The organism is Paenibacillus sp. J23TS9, from assembly GCF_018403225.1.
Taxonomy (GTDB): Bacteria; Bacillota; Bacilli; order Paenibacillales; family Paenibacillaceae; genus Paenibacillus_AQ.
On record NZ_BOSG01000009.1, the window covers coordinates 1 to 16,877 of the forward strand.

The 16,877-nt window shown below is 47.9% G+C and carries 18 protein-coding genes, 1 rRNA gene and 1 riboswitch; of the genes, 18 read left to right on the forward strand and 1 reads right to left on the reverse strand.

Translation table 11 applies throughout. From position 1 onward, the window contains the following. The 12 genes from rrf to rsmI form a co-directional block, all read left to right on the forward strand. Positions 1–85, forward strand: a 5S ribosomal RNA gene (gene rrf / locus KJS65_RS28495); the annotation flags it as partial. Between the two features lie 353 nt (positions 86–438). Further along, positions 439–858 (forward strand): hypothetical protein, encoded by a 420-nt coding sequence (locus tag KJS65_RS28500; protein WP_213653166.1) that lies wholly within the window; start codon positions 439–441, stop codon positions 856–858. An 802-nt stretch (positions 859–1,660) separates the two neighbouring features. Further along, positions 1,661–1,846 (forward strand): sigma factor G inhibitor Gin, encoded by a 186-nt coding sequence (locus tag KJS65_RS28505; protein ID WP_136607541.1) that lies wholly within the window; start codon positions 1,661–1,663, stop codon positions 1,844–1,846. Positions 1,847–2,084: 238 nt separating this feature from the next. Next, positions 2,085–3,689, forward strand: coding sequence for an aminotransferase class I/II-fold pyridoxal phosphate-dependent enzyme (locus tag KJS65_RS28510; RefSeq protein ID WP_213653167.1), 1,605 nt, complete (start codon positions 2,085–2,087; stop codon positions 3,687–3,689). Beyond that, on the forward strand, positions 3,689–4,333 hold the full coding sequence (tmk, locus tag KJS65_RS28515) for a dTMP kinase (RefSeq protein ID WP_213653209.1): 645 nt from the start codon (positions 3,689–3,691) through the stop codon (positions 4,331–4,333). The genes KJS65_RS28510 and tmk overlap by 1 nt, the downstream gene beginning before the upstream one ends. Before the next feature lie 74 nt (positions 4,334–4,407). Then, entirely contained in the window at positions 4,408–4,737 is a 330-nt protein-coding gene (locus KJS65_RS28520; protein ID WP_136607543.1) for a cyclic-di-AMP receptor, read from the forward strand. Between the two features lie 87 nt (positions 4,738–4,824). Then, positions 4,825–5,268: a YaaR family protein gene (locus tag KJS65_RS28525; protein WP_213653168.1), complete on the forward strand. Its 444-nt coding sequence runs from the start codon at positions 4,825–4,827 to the stop codon at positions 5,266–5,268. Between the two features lie 151 nt (positions 5,269–5,419). Further along, complete coding sequence (gene holB, locus KJS65_RS28530; protein ID WP_213653169.1) at positions 5,420–6,394, forward strand: DNA polymerase III subunit delta'; 975 nt, start codon at positions 5,420–5,422, stop codon at positions 6,392–6,394. A 45-nt stretch (positions 6,395–6,439) separates the two neighbouring features. Then, entirely contained in the window at positions 6,440–7,240 is an 801-nt protein-coding gene (locus KJS65_RS28535; protein ID WP_136607546.1) for a PSP1 domain-containing protein, read from the forward strand. 28 nt (positions 7,241–7,268) lie between these two features. Further along, positions 7,269–7,631 carry a DNA replication initiation control protein YabA gene (gene yabA, locus KJS65_RS28540; protein ID WP_213653170.1) on the forward strand — a complete coding sequence of 121 codons (363 nt, stop codon included), beginning with the start codon at positions 7,269–7,271 and terminating at the stop codon, positions 7,629–7,631. A 162-nt stretch (positions 7,632–7,793) separates the two neighbouring features. Further along, a complete protein-coding gene (locus tag KJS65_RS28545) occupies positions 7,794–8,549 on the forward strand; it encodes a tRNA1(Val) (adenine(37)-N6)-methyltransferase (RefSeq protein ID WP_213653171.1) in 756 nt (251 codons plus the stop codon). Beyond that, positions 8,546–9,430 carry a 16S rRNA (cytidine(1402)-2'-O)-methyltransferase gene (gene rsmI, locus KJS65_RS28550; protein ID WP_213653172.1) on the forward strand — a complete coding sequence of 295 codons (885 nt, stop codon included), beginning with the start codon at positions 8,546–8,548 and terminating at the stop codon, positions 9,428–9,430. Before KJS65_RS28545 ends, rsmI begins: the two co-directional genes overlap by 4 nt. 198 nt (positions 9,431–9,628) lie before the next feature. On the opposite strand, the gene KJS65_RS28555 is transcribed toward rsmI, so the two are convergent. Next, on the reverse strand, positions 9,629–9,883 hold the full coding sequence (locus KJS65_RS28555) for an AbrB/MazE/SpoVT family DNA-binding domain-containing protein (protein WP_006207408.1): 255 nt from the start codon (positions 9,881–9,883) through the stop codon (positions 9,629–9,631). A 314-nt stretch (positions 9,884–10,197) separates the two neighbouring features. Between KJS65_RS28555 and KJS65_RS28560 the strand changes: the two genes are divergently transcribed. From KJS65_RS28560 to yabG, 6 genes are all read left to right on the forward strand, one after another. Then, positions 10,198–11,478, forward strand: a complete 1,281-nt coding sequence (locus KJS65_RS28560) for an HD domain-containing protein (protein WP_213653173.1) — start codon at positions 10,198–10,200, stop codon at positions 11,476–11,478. A gap of 57 nt (positions 11,479–11,535) precedes the next feature. Further along, positions 11,536–12,306: a TatD family hydrolase gene (locus tag KJS65_RS28565; protein ID WP_213653174.1), complete on the forward strand. Its 771-nt coding sequence runs from the start codon at positions 11,536–11,538 to the stop codon at positions 12,304–12,306. Positions 12,307–12,511: 205 nt separating this feature from the next. Beyond that, a riboswitch (cyclic di-AMP (ydaO/yuaA leader) is annotated at positions 12,512–12,738 on the forward strand. Positions 12,739–13,011: 273 nt separating this feature from the next. Next, positions 13,012–14,169, forward strand: a complete 1,158-nt coding sequence (locus KJS65_RS28570; RefSeq protein ID WP_213653175.1) for a resuscitation-promoting factor — start codon at positions 13,012–13,014, stop codon at positions 14,167–14,169. 155 nt (positions 14,170–14,324) lie between these two features. Next, positions 14,325–14,873 carry a ribonuclease M5 gene (gene rnmV, locus KJS65_RS28575; RefSeq protein ID WP_213653176.1) on the forward strand — a complete coding sequence of 183 codons (549 nt, stop codon included), beginning with the start codon at positions 14,325–14,327 and terminating at the stop codon, positions 14,871–14,873. A gap of 2 nt (positions 14,874–14,875) precedes the next feature. Further along, positions 14,876–15,763 carry a 16S rRNA (adenine(1518)-N(6)/adenine(1519)-N(6))-dimethyltransferase RsmA gene (gene rsmA, locus KJS65_RS28580; RefSeq protein ID WP_280531365.1) on the forward strand — a complete coding sequence of 296 codons (888 nt, stop codon included), beginning with the start codon at positions 14,876–14,878 and terminating at the stop codon, positions 15,761–15,763. 128 nt (positions 15,764–15,891) lie between these two features. Further along, a complete protein-coding gene (yabG, locus tag KJS65_RS28585; protein WP_213653177.1) occupies positions 15,892–16,788 on the forward strand; it encodes a sporulation peptidase YabG in 897 nt (298 codons plus the stop codon). Positions 16,789–16,877 lie beyond the last annotated feature (89 nt).

Consider the following 16,877-nt stretch of genomic DNA (forward strand, 5'->3'; position numbering starts at 1 on the left):
ACCCATCCCGAACACGACCGTTAAGCCCTCCAGCGCCGATGGTACTTGGACCGAAGGGTCCTGGGAGAGTAGGATGCCGCCAAGCGAAGAACCACTGTTGATGAATAATCGATGGTGGTTTTTTTGTTTTAATTAAGAACTTTTTAATGCATTTAAAGGAATAAATATAAAAGAAGAGAAGAGATATCAATATGGATGTAGGCAAGGTAATGATGGTGAGAAAGGCAAGGCATTGATGGTAAGAACATATGGAGGTTACAGTCTGTACTATTGAAGAGGTTAAGATTATTTTAAGGTCGAGAATGTATAATCGATAAACTAATGTAACATTTTTGTTACCGACGCGCCAAAAGTTGTAAGTATAATAGTGAGTGTACATGTCAGGAGGTGCTTTTAGGATTCTTGATGTTTAACGATCTTAGAAGAAGGAGGACATACATGCGCAGACAATCATGGCTGCATGCTCTTCTTTTGTTTGGCATCGTCGTTATGTTAATTACAGGCTGCGGAAAGTCTGATTCTTCATGGACAACGTTTGAGGGTGCAGCCAACGAGAAAACATTCCCGGTGCCGAAAGAAGCAAATCGAACTGACCGTAATGTAGGCAATACAAAAATAGATTATGTCCGGTATTCCATGAATGGACTTAAGGAAAAGGAAAGCATCCCTGATGTATATTTGGAGAAGATCAAAGAATGGGGATGGCGAGAGATCACGGATGAATCGGAGGATGCCTCAAGGGTTTTTGAGAAGCAGAACCGGATCATTCATTTAACAATTCACGATAACTACTTTACGGTCACTGTTCTAGCCAAAGGTAAAGCAACCGTGAAAAGCACGGATTCCACTAAACCATAAAGACCCGCATCCGAGGATGCAGGTCTTTTTCTAATTTATAGGCATTGTAATGTTGTACTGCAACTTATTGCTGGTAGTAGCTGATATCCTGGTTATTAAATTTAATCATGCCATCCTTGCGAACACCCGTGAGCCGTGCGTATGCATAAAAGCGAGGGAGCAACAGCCACAAGTGCCAGAAAAGCAAAGAGATTACAAACGATAGAGGTGACATGAAAATTAAAGCGAGAAAGAGCACGAGACCTATTGCAGTAATGTAGGTATACACTTTGCGAAACATTCGAAAACTGATATGTTGATCTGTTATGTATCCAATCCAGGGGAGCTGCATGGAAAATTTCCAACGCCTGCGGTATGAAGAACCGGAAAGCAGCAAAACCGAACGCGATATGACGTAATGTATCCATAAGACTAAAGGCGCCGCCAAAGCGAAGTAAAACAGACTTGCCCAGGATATGAGAAGCATTTCCGCTATAATAGCAATATAGGGAAGAAGGAGGTAGCAGCGAACTAGGATTCGCGTTACCGGGATCTTTTTAATCAATTTATAGTGATAAAAGGTAGCGTTGATATTATTCTCCTCAGCCATAGAAAAATAGCTTTCCTCCCTTGCCGTCTTTACTTCATATATCGGTTGTTCGGGCTGTTTTTTTTAAGTTTTCCGGTACAAACACGTGTAAAGTCGCAGTTGAATATGATTGATGTAGGTCATTAGGGATATGAAACAACTATGAAAAGGTTTAAAATAATAGAAAATGAGCCATACTTCATAGTAATCAAAGAAACAAAGGTGGGATGGTTGATGGAAGATCATACCGAACACGTCTGTATTATTTGCGGGCATGCAAAAGAGGAAGGGATTACGATTGTATCCCAGTTTATTTGTCAGGATTGTGAAAGTGAAATGGTCCATACAGATGCCGAAGATGCGAAATATCATTATTTTATTCATCAGATGAGACAAATCAGCATGCAAACACATGTGTAAGACAGAACATTTCCAAAGAACTCGATAATCAAGATATACATTGCTCCGCACAAATGGCGGATGAGGGAGGGCCAGCAGGCTGCTGCCCTTTTTTTATGAGATTAGAAAAGTGGAGACTTGCATTATTCCTCCTACTTATATCTTAAAATTGGTTCGTGAGCTTAGCACTTCGATAGCTTGATGGTTCAATATACGATAAAATAGGGTAGAGATTGAAACCGGAAGGAAACAGTATTACATGAAGCGTGATGAACTGTCAAAAGAACAAGCGCCTCTATATGAGGCTCTCTATCGATATAAGAATAGCAGACAAGCATCCTTTCATGTTCCAGGGCATAAGAAGGGAAGGGCTTACGCCGTTTCCTCAGGAGGAGCAGGCTTCCTGGAGCAGATCATGGAGGCTGATGTCACGGAAATATCCGGTACCGATGATCTTCATCATCCGGAAGGGGTAATCCGCGATGCCCAGCTGCTGGCAGCTGAATGCTTTGGTGCAGAGGAGAGTTTCTTTCTCGTAGGAGGAAGTACATCCGGTAATCTGGCGATGATCCTGACGGTATGTGAGAAACCGGGGGATATCCTGCTGGTGCAACGGAATGTTCATAAATCCGTGTTGAATGGTCTTATGCTTGCAGGTGCAAGGGCAGTGTTCCTGCAACCGCAGCAGGATAAGTCCAGCGGGCTTGTTACAGCACCTGCACCTGAGACTATAACGGCTGCTTTAGACGCGTATCCGGAGGCTAAGGGCGTCCTGGTCACGATGCCGAACTATTATGGCATGGGAACGGACCTGACGCCGATCGCGGATGCCTGCCACCGGCGCCATGTGCCGCTCTTGGTGGATGAGGCTCATGGCGCCCATTACGGGCAGCATCCACAGCTGCCGCAAAGCGCACTGGCCAGCGGCGCAGACGTCGTCGTGCAATCGACGCACAAGATGCTGGCCGCTCTCACCATGGGAGCTATGCTGCATGTGCAGGGTTCGCGGGTTAACCGCGGACTGCTCCGCCAGCGGCTCGCCATGGTGCAGAGCTCGAGCCCATCCTATCCGGTGATGGGCTCGCTGGACCTGGCGCGGCGCCTCCTGCATGTGCAGGGCGCCGGAGCCTTCACGGCGGGACTTGCCGCCGTGGAAGATCTGAAGCGCGGTCTGGCGGAGCTGCCGCGCTATGGGCTGCTGCATCCGCAGGAGCAGCAGGGAGAGGCCGCCGATGCAGGCGCGGCGGCATATGCCACACAGGACCCCTTCAAGGTGGTCATCCATGACCGGATGGGGATCCTTAGTGGCTACGAGCTGCAGCGCAGGCTGGAAGCCCATGGCTGCATACCTGAAATGAGTGATGACCGATATGTGGTCCTACTCTATAGTCTGGGATCGACAAAGGAGGACACCCGTCACCTTTTGGATGCCCTATCGCATATATCTGTAGAGAAGGCGGATGCCCAGACATTACATTCTCTCAATGGGGATGCAGGCATCTTCCCTGGTCCAGCCTCCACCGAAGGCAGCACGGAGGCGAATCCATTTGTCGAATTTTCCACGTGGAACAATTCATCACAAGGCCGTTTTTCGGAGCCAGTTCCTTTTAGCTTGGCAGCTTTGGAACCGGATGAAACGGAAGCCATTCGACTGCAGGATTGTTTAGGAAGAACAGCGGCTGAGATGATTATTCCGTATCCGCCTGGCATTCCGCTCCTGTATCCCGGAGAACGAATAACAGAAGCAGACGCACTCAGACTGCAGGGGCTTGCACAAGCTGGCGCCAAATGCCAAGGAGCACAAGACCCGCAGCTCAGAACAATAATCGTATTCAAGAATAGCAGAAAGCAGGGAAATGTTTGATGAACAATGGCCAGGGAATATTCGTAACGCTTGAGGGAGGGGAGGGATCCGGAAAAACGACTGTGATCGCTAAACTGAACGACTATCTGGAAAGACGCTCGATCCCCCATATTATTACTCGTGAGCCGGGAGGCATCGAGATCGCAGAGAAAATACGCGAGATTATATTGAATCCCAGCCACACCGCGATGGATGCACGCACAGAGGCTTTATTATACGCTGCTTCGCGAAGTCAGCATTTAGCGGAAAAGGTGGAACCGGCACTTGCAGAAGGCAAACTGGTGCTATGCGACCGATTTGTGGATAGCAGTTTGGTCTACCAGGGGTATGCCCGTGGCATTGGAATGGATCAGGTATGGAGTATCAATCAATTTGCGATTCACGATCGGATGCCTCAGCTTACTTATTACCTGGATATTGAGCCCGAAGCCGGGCTGGCACGGATTGCGGCAAGCCGGGAACGGGAGGTTAACCGTCTGGATCTGGAGGGACTGCCCTTCCACCATAAAGTTAGGGAAGGCTATTTGAACCTTGCTGAGCGATTTTTGGATCGGATTGTGGTAATTGACGCCTCTCAACGGCTGGAAAATGTCGAGGGAGACATCATCCGGAGCCTGGAAGAGCGCATTTTAAAGGATTTTTGAGGATCTTTGTCAAATAAGTAATGTATGGCTTGTACTCTGATACAGGCTTTAAATCAAAGAGGAGGGAATGCAGGATGAAACTGATCGTTGCGATTGTACAGGATAAAGACAGCAACCGTTTGTCGGGAGGGCTTGTTAAAGCGAATTTCCGGGCGACCAAGCTGGCAAGTACCGGCGGGTTTCTTCGGGCGGGTAACACCACATTTATGATCGGGGTGGACGACAGTCAGGTTGAGGCTGTCATGAACGTAATCCGCAGCAGTTGTAAAGTCAGGGAACAGCTTGTAACTCCGGTTACGCCAATGAGCGGTACGACAGATTCTTATTTGCCTCTTCCCGTTGAGGTTCAGGTCGGTGGAGCCACGGTATTTGTGCTTCCGGTAGACCGATTTGAACATTTCTAAACCAACATAACCATCTGAAAACGCGCCTTGGATCGAATGAAGTTGTAAGTTCAAATGATCCACGGTGTATAAAGGTAGGAGATTCTAGTGAAAATCAACCCGGGATTTAGACCCATTAAGAGTGAACTTCAGGTAACGGACGGTTCAGCAAAGCCGGTGCAGCAAAAGTCCTTCATGGACGTCATGCAGCAGCAGTCGGCAAATGCCTCCCAGGAAGAGCTTGGACGCCGGTTCAAGGAGATCCAGATGCAAGGAGACCGCTTGGCCAGAGCGATGACCATTCGGGAGCTGAAGGCTTATCGTTTGCTCGTAAAGCGTTTTTTGGAGGATACGGTAAGACGTGGCGTTACCATGAAGGAAGCCCGGGGCTGGGACCGGCGTGGACGGGGAAAACGCTACAAATTGCTCGATGAGATTGATTCGGCGCTGCTGGGAATGGCCGATGAGATGCTGGATAGCGAACAGGGCAAGATCGATCTGCTGCAGCGGATCGGGGAGATACGCGGTATGCTGATTAATCTTGCATTTTGAAGAAATAGGATTAAACATCATGGCCATCTCATGATACACTAAGGTATAGCAGTAAATTACATCAATGGATGTTGAACTAAGGAAGGATTTGCAAATTGAAGCTTTGAAACCGAAATCACACTTTGCAAAATCCTAAAGGAAGAGAGGAATTATGTCTTTTCAGAATATTATGGGGCAGGATATGGCAAAGAAGCTGCTGCAAAGCGCGCTTCGCAGCGATTCCGTCAGCCATGCTTATATTTTCAGCGGACCCGCCGGCTGCGGGCAGATGAAGACGGCGATGACTTTTGCCCAGGCATTATTCTGTACTGAGCTTGAGGATGATGCTTGCGGCCATTGCCTTGAATGCCGCAAGGTGGAGCACGGCAACCATCCCGATCTTCATCTTCTTTCTCCTGACGGATCTTCCATTAAAATAGACCAGATCCGCGAACTGCAGCGGGTCTTTTCCTATCGTTCGGAGTCGAAAAATCCGAAGGTATATATCATTGACCATGCGGACACCATGACCGTACAGGCAGCCAACAGTCTGCTTAAATTTTTGGAGGAGCCGCCAGTTCCGGCTGTGGCTGTCCTGCTCACAGAAAATGGACAGGCTTTGCTGCCGACAATCCAGTCGCGGGCTCAGACCATCTCCTTTTTCCCGTTGAAGCCGGCACTCATGCTGCAGCAGCTGGTGGATGAAGGTTATCCTCAACAGCTTGCACGCTGTGTGGTGCATTTGTCTTCAGGACTGGACGGCTGCCGCGAAATACTTACGCAGAATTGGTTTGCAGAAATTAGAAACGTAGTGTTACAATTAGGGAAGGAAACTCTAGGACGAGGCAGCTCTGCTCTAGTGACCGCGGGGCAGAAGGTGTTCAAAGCCGGACTTTCCGACCATTTGGATTTACTGCTAAGCTTGTTTCATTTGTGGTTCAAAGATATGCTTCACGTCCAATACGGAAGGCACGAAAGTATCGTTTTCATAGATCAGTTGGAGTTCTTTTCCACACATGCATCATCCCGCAGTACAGCACAATGGGTCTCCTATATGGATTTGGCCGCAGAGTGTCAAAAGAAATTGCGCTACAATGTGAATGGCCAACTTTGTCTTGAACAATTTTTGATCGGTTTGGAAGGATAGCTTCAAGGCCAGCCATCTTTCTCTGGCATACAAGGGGGTTAGTTTTTGTACAGTGTAGTGGGTGTCCGCTTTAAAAAGGCTGGCAAAATTTATTACTTCGATCCGCTGGATTTTCCGATCGACAAGGATAATAGCGTTATCGTCGAAACGGCGCGCGGCATCGAGTATGGTAAAGTTGTTGTTGGAAAAAAGGAGGTGCAGGAAGCTGATGTGGTGCTGCCGCTGAAAAAGGTGATACGTATCGCCGGAGACTCTGACGCGCGCGTCGTGGAAGAGAACAAGCAGGCTGCGAAAGAGGCTTTTACCACCTGTTTAAATAAAATCCGTGACCATGGGCTCAAAATGAAGCTGGTGGATGTGGAATTTACGTTTGACCGTAATAAAATTATTTTCTATTTTACGGCTGAGGGAAGAGTGGACTTCCGGGAGCTGGTCAAGGATTTGGCTGGTATATTCCGGACACGGATAGAACTCAGACAAATCGGGGTACGGGACGAAGCGAAGATGTTGGGCGGAATTGGCCCATGCGGTCGCATCCTTTGCTGCTCATCGTGGCTCGGCGATTTCGAACCGGTATCGATCAAGATGGCCAAGGATCAAAGCTTGTCGCTGAATCCTACCAAAATTTCCGGATTATGCGGAAGACTCATGTGCTGCCTGAAATTTGAGCATGATAATTATGAAAGTGTGAAGGAAGAACTGCCATCGGTAGGCAAAATCGTCATCACGTCCTTGGGCGAAGGCAAAGTAGTTGGCATCAATGCCGACACACGTTCTGTCCATGTCCAGCTGTTTGAAGTCGGCAAGGTCAAGGAACTGCAAATGGATGACGTTGTCATTAAGTAGACCATAGGGTTACTTTCGAGGTGGAAACTTGGAAAAGAAAAGTATTTTTGCACACATTCAAGAAATGGAAACACAAATGGGACAGATCCACAGTGATCTGGGTGAAATGAAGCTGATGATGAAAGAGCTGCTGGAGGAAAATCATCGACTGACTTTAGAAAATGAACACCTCCGCAAAATACTCAAGGAAGCTTTACCTGCTGAAGAAGGCATTCCTTTACCTCAGCCTCTTGTTTCAATGAAACCTGAGCATCCGAATGACGTGGTAAGTGAAGGCTACGACAACTTGGCGAGGCTTTATCATGAGGGCTTTCACATCTGCAACGTCTATTATGGACATTTGCGCACGGAAGGCGATTGCCTTTTCTGCCTGTCTTTTTTGAATAAATGAGGCCGTAGGAGCAACTCCTACGGTTTTTTTTAGGATTTATATATGGGACTCCCGCGAAGGATTTGGAAAACGCATCGTAGCAAACACTTCACCTTGTGGGGGTTATTTAGCAATCTATAATGGTCAACACTAGACGAATAAAGGAAAAAGGGATTAATGAACATGGACAACAGTATTTTGGAGCCATCAGAGCGCATAGACGATCTGCTGACCCATCAATTGCATATCATACAGAGCGATGAAGTATTCAGTTTTTCCATGGATGCCGTTCTGCTGGCACGGTTTGCAGGGATTCCTCCAAGGGGGAGAATCTTGGATTTATGTACAGGTAACGGCGTGATTCCTTTGCTTCTGACAACGCGCACCAACGCGGATATTGAAGGCATTGAAATACAGCCAAGGCTTGCCGGGATGGCAAGACGCAGTGTGGGCCTAAACGGAATGGAGGATCGGATTACGATCCGTGAAGGTGACTTAAGGGATCTTTATAAGGAAACGGGACATGGGGTATATGACGCAATTACGGTAAATCCGCCGTATATGCCGCTGAACGGAAGCGATATTAAGCTGAATCCGCATCAGGCGATTGCCCGCCATGAGATCAGCTGTACGCTGGAGGAAGTCATTCAGGCCTGTTTCAGGTTAGTCAAACCTGGCGGAAAAGTAAGTATGGTACACAAACCGCAGCGGCTTAGTGATATCATGGCATTGATGCGGCAGTACCGGCTTGAACCTAAACGCCTGCGTTTTGTCCACCCGCGCGCCCATCTTGAAGCAAACATGGTGCTGATTGAAGCGATGCGCGACGGTAAACCGGAGGTAAGGCTCCTTCCGCCGCTGATTGTCTATGATGAGCAAAATCAATATTGTCCAGAAATTATGGATATTTACTACGGTTCAAAAGAGGGAGAAGTATGAGTCTGACACGTCAAAGCAGCTTTCAAGAGCAATCGAATAATGGTAAGGGGTCGCTATACCTTGTGGCTACACCGATCGGCAATCTGGAGGATATGACTTTTCGGGCGATCCGGACATTAAAGGAATGCGATATTATCGCAGCGGAGGATACGCGTCAGACGCGGAAGCTGCTGACGCATTTCGAGATTAGTCCGCAGATGCTGTTCAGCTATCATGAACATAACAAGGCGGCAAGTGGACCGGAGCTGATACGTTATATAATAGAAGGAAAAAATTTGGCAATTGTAAGTGATGCGGGTCTGCCGGCTATTTCGGACCCTGGAGCAGACCTGGTAAAGCTGGCGATTGAGGAAGGGATAAGCGTTATTCCGATTCCGGGGGCCAATGCTGCATTGTCATCTTTAATTGCATCAGGACTGTCAACCGACCGGTTTACTTTTATTGGATTCCTCCCCAGGGAGCGAAAGGATGTAGAGGGAGTTCTCCAATCATTTCGTGCTTCGCAAGGAACACTGCTGTTTTACGAATCCCCGCACCGGGTAATCAAAACCCTAAACGCGATTTTGAACGTCTATGGCAATCGTCATGTGGTACTGGCCAGGGAACTGACGAAGCGATATGAGGAATTTGTTCGCGGCAGCGTAGAGGAATGCTTGGAATATCTTCAGGAGCATCCGCCGCTCGGTGAATATTGTTTGGTAGTGGAAGGGACAAGCTGGCAAGAGGAGCAAGAGCAGCTGGCAGCTTGGTGGCAGAAACTTACGGTGGAAGAGCATGTGGCTCATTATGAGGCAGAAGGGCATCCGCGCAAGGAGGCCATGAAGAAAACAGCTGGTGACCGTGGTGTTTCGAAGCGGGATATATATAACGCATTAATATAGAAGAAAGAAACATATCATCACGATAATAGGCTTATCCGTGGGGGATTGCTGCTTTAACGCTCCCCCGTATGGGTGAGCATTCGAAAAAAGGGCAAAAAAATGTCTCCCAAGGCCGGGTTCATAGCCTAGGAGACACCAAGGAGATATGAAAAAGGTTAGAATTAACAAATAGAATAATACTATTATATACTATAAAACTTAATTTGTCACAGGTGTTGGGATTTCTGATATACATTCGTGACAAACAATTTTTCCTTTGAAGTAAGTCACGTTCTCAGCGTTTCCACAGAAGATGCAGGCTGGCTCATATTTCTTGAGCATTATACGCTCGCCGTCCACATAAATTTCCAAAGCGTCTTTTTCCCCGATGCCCAATGTGCGGCGCAATTCGATTGGAATAACGACCCGGCCCAGTTCGTCTACTTTTCTTACAATACCAGTTGATTTCATCATAACTGATCATTGCTCCTCTCGCCATAGTTTTAAAGTGTCATAATTCGACAACGTTCTCTCTTTTATGATATTAATAATACCAACGATTCCCAAAACAGTCAACCTGCAAATTTGTCATCAGAATTAGTACAGATCGCGTAAAAGCTGGGATATCACACATATCAGGATTCTTTTTCCCATTATATAACGTTGGTAGGATAATGTCGATTTGGAAATCTATATTTCTACCATTATCGACAGTTTTCGACATGTATTGTCGAAAAAAGTTCAAAAACTATTTTAATTTAATCAATAATAGGAGAGGAGCATGAGATATGCATACCTTAAATGAGGAGAAAGTTTTTAAAGACCCGGTACATAATTATATTCATGTGCAGCATTCCACCATCTGGAGATTAATTAATACGATGGAATTTCAGCGCTTGCGGCGGATCAGACAGCTAGGCACCTCGTATTTGACGTTTCACGGCGCAGAGCACAGCCGTTTCTCCCACTCTCTCGGTGTATACGAAATTACCCGCCGAATTATTTCACAATTTGAACGGAGCGGATATACGGACTGGCCGAACAGCGAAAAGCTGCTCGCGTTGTGCGCAGCACTTCTACATGACTTAGGACATGGACCATTTTCGCATTCTATAGAAGAAGCATTTCACATGGACCATGAAGAATGGACCCGGCGGATTATTTTAGGGGATACCGAAGTGAATGCGATTCTTACCGAGGTGTCAGCAGATTTCCCGGCTAAAGTAGCATCGGTTATTGCCAAGGACTATGTCAATCCCATCGTGGTGAATTTAGTATCCAGTCCGCTTGACGCTGACCGGATGGATTATTTGCTGAGAGATGCTTACTATACAGGGGTAAACTACGGAACTATCGATATCGACCGGATTCTTCGGATGCTGCGGCCTTATCAGGGAAGGATTGTGGTGAAGGAGTCAGGCATGCATGCAGTGGAAGATTACCTAATGTCGAGGTATCAGATGTACTGGCAGGTGTATTTCCATCCGGTCACACGCAGCTCGGAAATTATTCTGCGGCAGATCTTCCGGCGTGCGAAGGAGCTGTACCAAGATCATTATTCATTTAACTTCATGATAGAGCCTCTTCCGGGACTTTTTGAGGACAGGCTTTCCGTACAGGATTATCTGAAGCTTGATGAAGCGCTAATCCAAACCGCATTTTCACAATGGGCTACGGAGAAGGATCTTGTGCTGAGTGAGCTTTGCTGCCGTTTTATGCATCGCAGGTTGTATAAATATGTAGAAGTTGAATCTGTAGACCTAGAGATGATCGATGAGATCCGAAGAGAGTTTAAGCAGGTGGGTCTGAATCCTGAATATGATCTCGAAATTGATTTTCCGACGGATCTTCCGTACGATGTATTTCGTCCCGGTGATGATTCCAGCCAGAAGCAGATTCTCCTGCTCGACCGTGAGGAACGACTGCGTGAAATTTCGGAGGTGTCGGATATTGTCCGTTCCATCAGTGGCATTCATCGCGGCAAATACCATTTATATTATCCGGGGTCGAAGCTGAAGGACGTCATTTCTTCCCTACCCGACTCGATATCCCATATTTTTAAGCGATAACGACAAAATAACATGAGGATGCATAGCCATGCTTTGCACATGAAGGGAGTTACAACGATGAATTTATTCGACACACATACACATCTCGATGCACTGCAGTTCGACGAAGATCGCGAAGAGACGATCCAGCGGGCGCTGGATGCCGGCGTCAGCCGAATGATTAACGTGGGCTTTAATCGGGAGACGATCCCGTCCACCATGAAACTTGCAGAGACACATGATTTTATATATGCGGCCGTCGGCTGGCATCCCCAGGATGCGATTACCATGAAGGAAGGCGATCTGGAGTGGATTGCATCCTTATGCAGTCATGAGAAGGTCGTCGCCATTGGCGAAATCGGACTTGATTACTACTGGGACACTTCACCCAAGGAAATTCAGCATCATGTTCTTCGTCAGCAGATTGGTCTCGCCCGTGAGCTGAAGATGCCGATTGTCATCCATAACCGGGATGCGCATGAGGATATCGTTAAAATTTTGCGTGAAGAGAAGGCCAGTGAAGTCGGGGGTGTGATGCATTCGTACTCCGGCAGCTGGGAAACGGCCAAATTATGCCTCAATATGGGCTTTCATCTCTCCTTCGGAGGACCCATCACGTTTAAAAATGCAAGACAGCCCAAAGAGGTGCTTGCCCAGGTTCCGATGGACCGTTTGCTGATTGAAACGGACTCCCCTTTTCTTACACCTCATCCTTTCCGTGGAAAGCGAAATGAGTCTGCCCATGTCCGGTTGGTTGCCGAGGCAGCAGCTCAGATTAAAGGGGTGGATCTGGAAGAAATCGCCCAAATTACAACCAAAAATGCACTGGAACGATTTGGAATTGTGTGAAAACGGGAGAAAAACAGTGGAAAAAACGAGCATGAGCGAAGGATTAAAGAATTTTAACCAATAAAACGATGAATATTACAAATTTTTAACCATATATTCAAATAAACGTGGTTGATTCCCGCTTTACAACATGCATCAAAACAGGATATCATCTTGTCAGTAAGCTTGAGCTGTTGTAAGAGGTTTCCTTTTCAGCAGTTTCCATGAACCAGTCTCGCTGAGTCTTTCGTCTTTCGAAAGAACGGGGGAACCGATACATAGAGTGATGATGATTTCGTAATCCGGAATAAAGCTCGATATGTATTTGATTTCTTTTCAGGGTCTTTGGGGTGAATTCAATGCAGGCCGCCATGAGCGGACTCGCGTAGATAGGGCGGTTCTCTTTCGTCCAAACCCGACAGCTAACCCCGTAAGCGCAAATAAAGAGAGGTATTCGTGCATTTACTTTTCCGTCATTCTGACATCTAGGGAAGCCACGAAAGAGTCCTCGTAAGCTCTTTACCCGGCTTCTTTTGTTTTGAATAAAGGAGAGGGCGTCATCATACTGTTGTATAACAGGAGGTGACAAATCATGAAAAAAAGACAGGTTCATGGTGCAAGAGCGCATGATCCTTGTGTGTTCTTGTAAAAAATTGAGTATAGCCCGCGTCAAAGTCATTCATGCGTAACTCTAAAATGGCGAGGCTATGAAGGAGGATCGAGAAAGTGGGCATTTTCCAACAAGAGGAGACCCATGATTCCAAAATCTCCAGCATGTCTTACGCATTGCGATGGAAGCATGAGAATTTGCGCCAGATCTCTACTGCAGCTATCGTTTCAATCGCGATCACCATCATGATTATGCTGCTCGTGAACACGCAAACACGCAAGCAGGTGTACTTGGTGGTAGACGGTCAGATCAAATCGATACAGACCCATAAATCATTATTACAAGAAATGCTGGAAGAACAATCTGTCAGTCTAAGACCGGAGGATCAGATTTCCATGCCGCTGAGCGGGTCGCTTCAGGATGGAGATAAAGTGATAATCGATCGTGCCGTATCGGTTCAACTGACGGCTGATGGAGCAACAAAGCATTTGAATACAACCGGTAACACCGTTGGCGAAGTCCTGAAGGAGATGGGTGTGTCGCTGAAGGAGACAGACAAAGTGACTCCTGCTCTGACGGAGCCTGTTACTGGCCAAACGGATATTCGGATCGTGCGCATCAACAAACAGGTCGTAGACCGTCATGAAAGTCTGCCTTTCCGCGTCATCAAAACCGCAGATCCCAGCCTGACAGCAGGTGAGGTGCGTGTCGTCCAACAAGGTACGCCAGGCGTAATGGTGCAGCATATCGAGAAGGTATATCATGATGGCAAAATGGTTTCCATGCGTATGGTGGGTAAAGAAGTTCAAACGAAAACGCTGGATAAAGTCATTGCTGTAGGCACCAAGAAAAGGCCGGTTGAAGCTGTCGTAAAGACAGCAGCCGTTAAGTCGGCAAGCACGGCCCAAACCAAGAAGGCCGTCACCAGCAATAACCGTGTAAGCAAGGCCGGTGTTGATTTCTCATATAAAAAATTGATTCATGTCTCCATGACGGCCTATTCTGCCGGCGAGCCAGGCATTGGCACCCGTACAGCTACGGGAACGCGTGTAACAGAAGGCCGCACCATTGCCGTGGATCCTAGTGTGGTTCCGCTTGGCTGGTGGGTGTACATCGAAGGCGTAGGCTTCCGCCGTGCTGAAGACACGGGCGGTGCTATCAAAGGCAATAAAATCGATATTTATTATGACTCCGTGAAGCGTGCCAACAGCTTTGGCCGCAAGTCTGGTCTGAAGGTATATGTGATTGGTCCGGTGAAGCCGGAGCTGAATTAATTTGGTTTTACAATGCCATTCTAATGTTATAGTATTATGATCATGAAAATGTCATGCTAAAGAAGAGGAGCATTCCTCTTCTTTTTGTTGTTTGGATGTCCGAAAAACGCTTGACACACGGACGGATGAGTTTTTGGGAAGGGAAGAATCGGGTCATGATAAAAGAAGTCATAGTTGTGGAAGGACGGGACGATACCGTAGCCATAAAGCGGGCGGTGGAAGCCGATACCATAGAAACCGGAGGCTCGGCGATTAATGCCCGGATATTGCAGCGGATTGCTCTGGCACAGGAGCGCCGGGGAGTCATTGTACTGACAGACCCTGACCATGCCGGCGAACGGATCCGCAAAATCATTTCAAACAAAGTGCCCGGCTGCAAGCATGCTTTCATTCCGGAAGTGGATGCAACGCGCAAAGGCGACATCGGAGTGGAGAATGCCTCGCCTGAGGCGATACGAAAGGCACTCTCCCGCGTACACACATCTTATGAAGGCGCTGAGAGTCAAGTAGATATGGAGGACCTGATGGCCGCGGGTCTGCTGGTGCATGAAGACGCGTCCCGCAGACGGATGATCATGGGGAACCTCCTTGGAATCGGATATTGCAACGGCAAGCAGTTTCACAAGAGGCTGGCAATTTTTCAAATCACCCGTGAGGAGTTTGCACAGGCGTTAGCCCACTTGGAACAGGAAGGGGAAGTTTAGGGATGAACGGTATGGATGGAATTGCTTCACCGAGGCGAACGAAGGAGATTATTCAGCGACATGGTTTTTCATTCAAGAAAAGCCTGGGACAAAACTTTCTGATTGACCAGAATATACTAAATAACATCGTGGAGGCTGCAGGCCTTGATTCCTCCAAGGGAGCTTTGGAAATCGGCCCTGGTATCGGCGCATTAACAGAAAAGCTGGCTCAGCAAGCCGCCACGGTGACGGCTGTAGAGATTGACCAGCGGCTTATTCCGATACTTCAGGAGGTGCTGGAGCCGTATCCGCATGTTCGAATTCATCATGGCGATGTGCTGAAGGCCGATTTGGCGGCATTGTTCGAGCAGGACTTCGCCAGTGTGTCCAAGGTCAGCGTTGTGGCCAATCTGCCATACTATGTGACAACGCCTATTCTGATGAAGCTGCTGGAAGAGAAGCTGCCGCTTGAGAATATCGTCGTGATGATTCAGAAAGAGGTTGCGGAACGCATGGCTGCGTCCCCAGGAACCAAGGACTATGGCAGCCTGAGCATTGCCGTGCAGTACTACAGCATTCCTGAGTTGGTATGTATCGTGCCGAAGACCGTATTTATACCTCAGCCAAACGTGGAATCCGCTGTCATTCGATTGACGGTGCGTGAGCAGCCACCGGTTGAGGTTGATGATGAAACATTCTTTTTCCAGGTGGTACATGCATCGTTCGCTCAGCGGCGCAAGACGATCTCAAATAATCTCAAGTCGCGCTTCTTCCCGAAAGACGGCAGGGAGCATGTGGATGCTTTGCTTCAGGAAGCGGGAATCGAACCCTCCAGGCGTGGTGAGACACTCAGCCTGCAGGAGTTTGCAACGCTGAGTAATGTGCTACTGCGTGCGGGAATTCGTGACTGAGTGTTTAGAACTGCAGGCTATCAGCCCGGGCTCTACAAAATAGTCCAGCAGTCTCCCAAGCTTATTTGACAAAAGGGATGAACCATTAGGGGGATTTGCCCATACCATGGGGTAGGGGTGATGTTGTGATGAATGTAGGAGACCTGGTCGTCCGCAAATCATATGGCGGTGATATCGCTTTTCGTGTGGAGGATATGCGGAGTAATCTGGCTGTAATCAAGGGGACCGAGTTTCGGCTGCTGGCTGATTCGCCCCTGGATGACCTTGTAAGGGTGCCATATGCAACGCTTAATGAAAAATCCCAGAAGGCCAATATTAGAGCGAATGAGTCACTCAGCAGGCTGAAACGCCACCGTGAGGAGCAGACTCAGCGCAATCAGGCAGATCTTAGCGGAGACTGGCCGCAGCTGGAGCAGCCTTCTTATTTTGAGGTTCCGGGTAAAGTGCTCCATCTCGATGGAGATTTAAATTACTTAAAAAAGAGTCTCAGCCTCTACCAGCAGCTGCGTGTGCCCGCAGAGGGCCACTACGTGAGCGAATCCGGCATGGCTGATGCCCTTTACCGGCTTCTGCCGCGAGTAAGGCCTGATATTGTCGTGATCACCGGTCATGACGGGGTGCTGAAACAGCGGCCCAATAATGACCTCTACAGCCTGAACAGCTACAAAAATTCGCAGAATTTTGTGTCGGCGATCCAGGTGGCAAGGCAATACGAGCGGCATTATGACACGCTGACTGTCGTCGCTGGTGCCTGTCAGTCGCATTTTGAGGCGCTGCTGCAAGCGGGAGCGAACTTCGCCAGCTCGCCGGGGCGCATCCTCATCCATGCGCTGGATCCCGTTTATGTAGCCGCTAAGGCTTCCTTTACCTCGGTCAGAGACACGATCAATATGACGGATGTGCTTCATAATACAATCAGCGGGACCCAAGGCGTTGGAGGCGTTGAGACGCGAGGGAGTTACCGGATTGGTCTGCCACGCCTGAATGATCTTTCGCAGCTGAAGGTGACGCCTTCAGTTCTGTAAAAAAGCGTATATTGAACCTTAATCCTGCTTCATGGATTAAGGTTTTTTGTCGTTTATGGCGTGTATACGGAAATATTACAAAATACCGC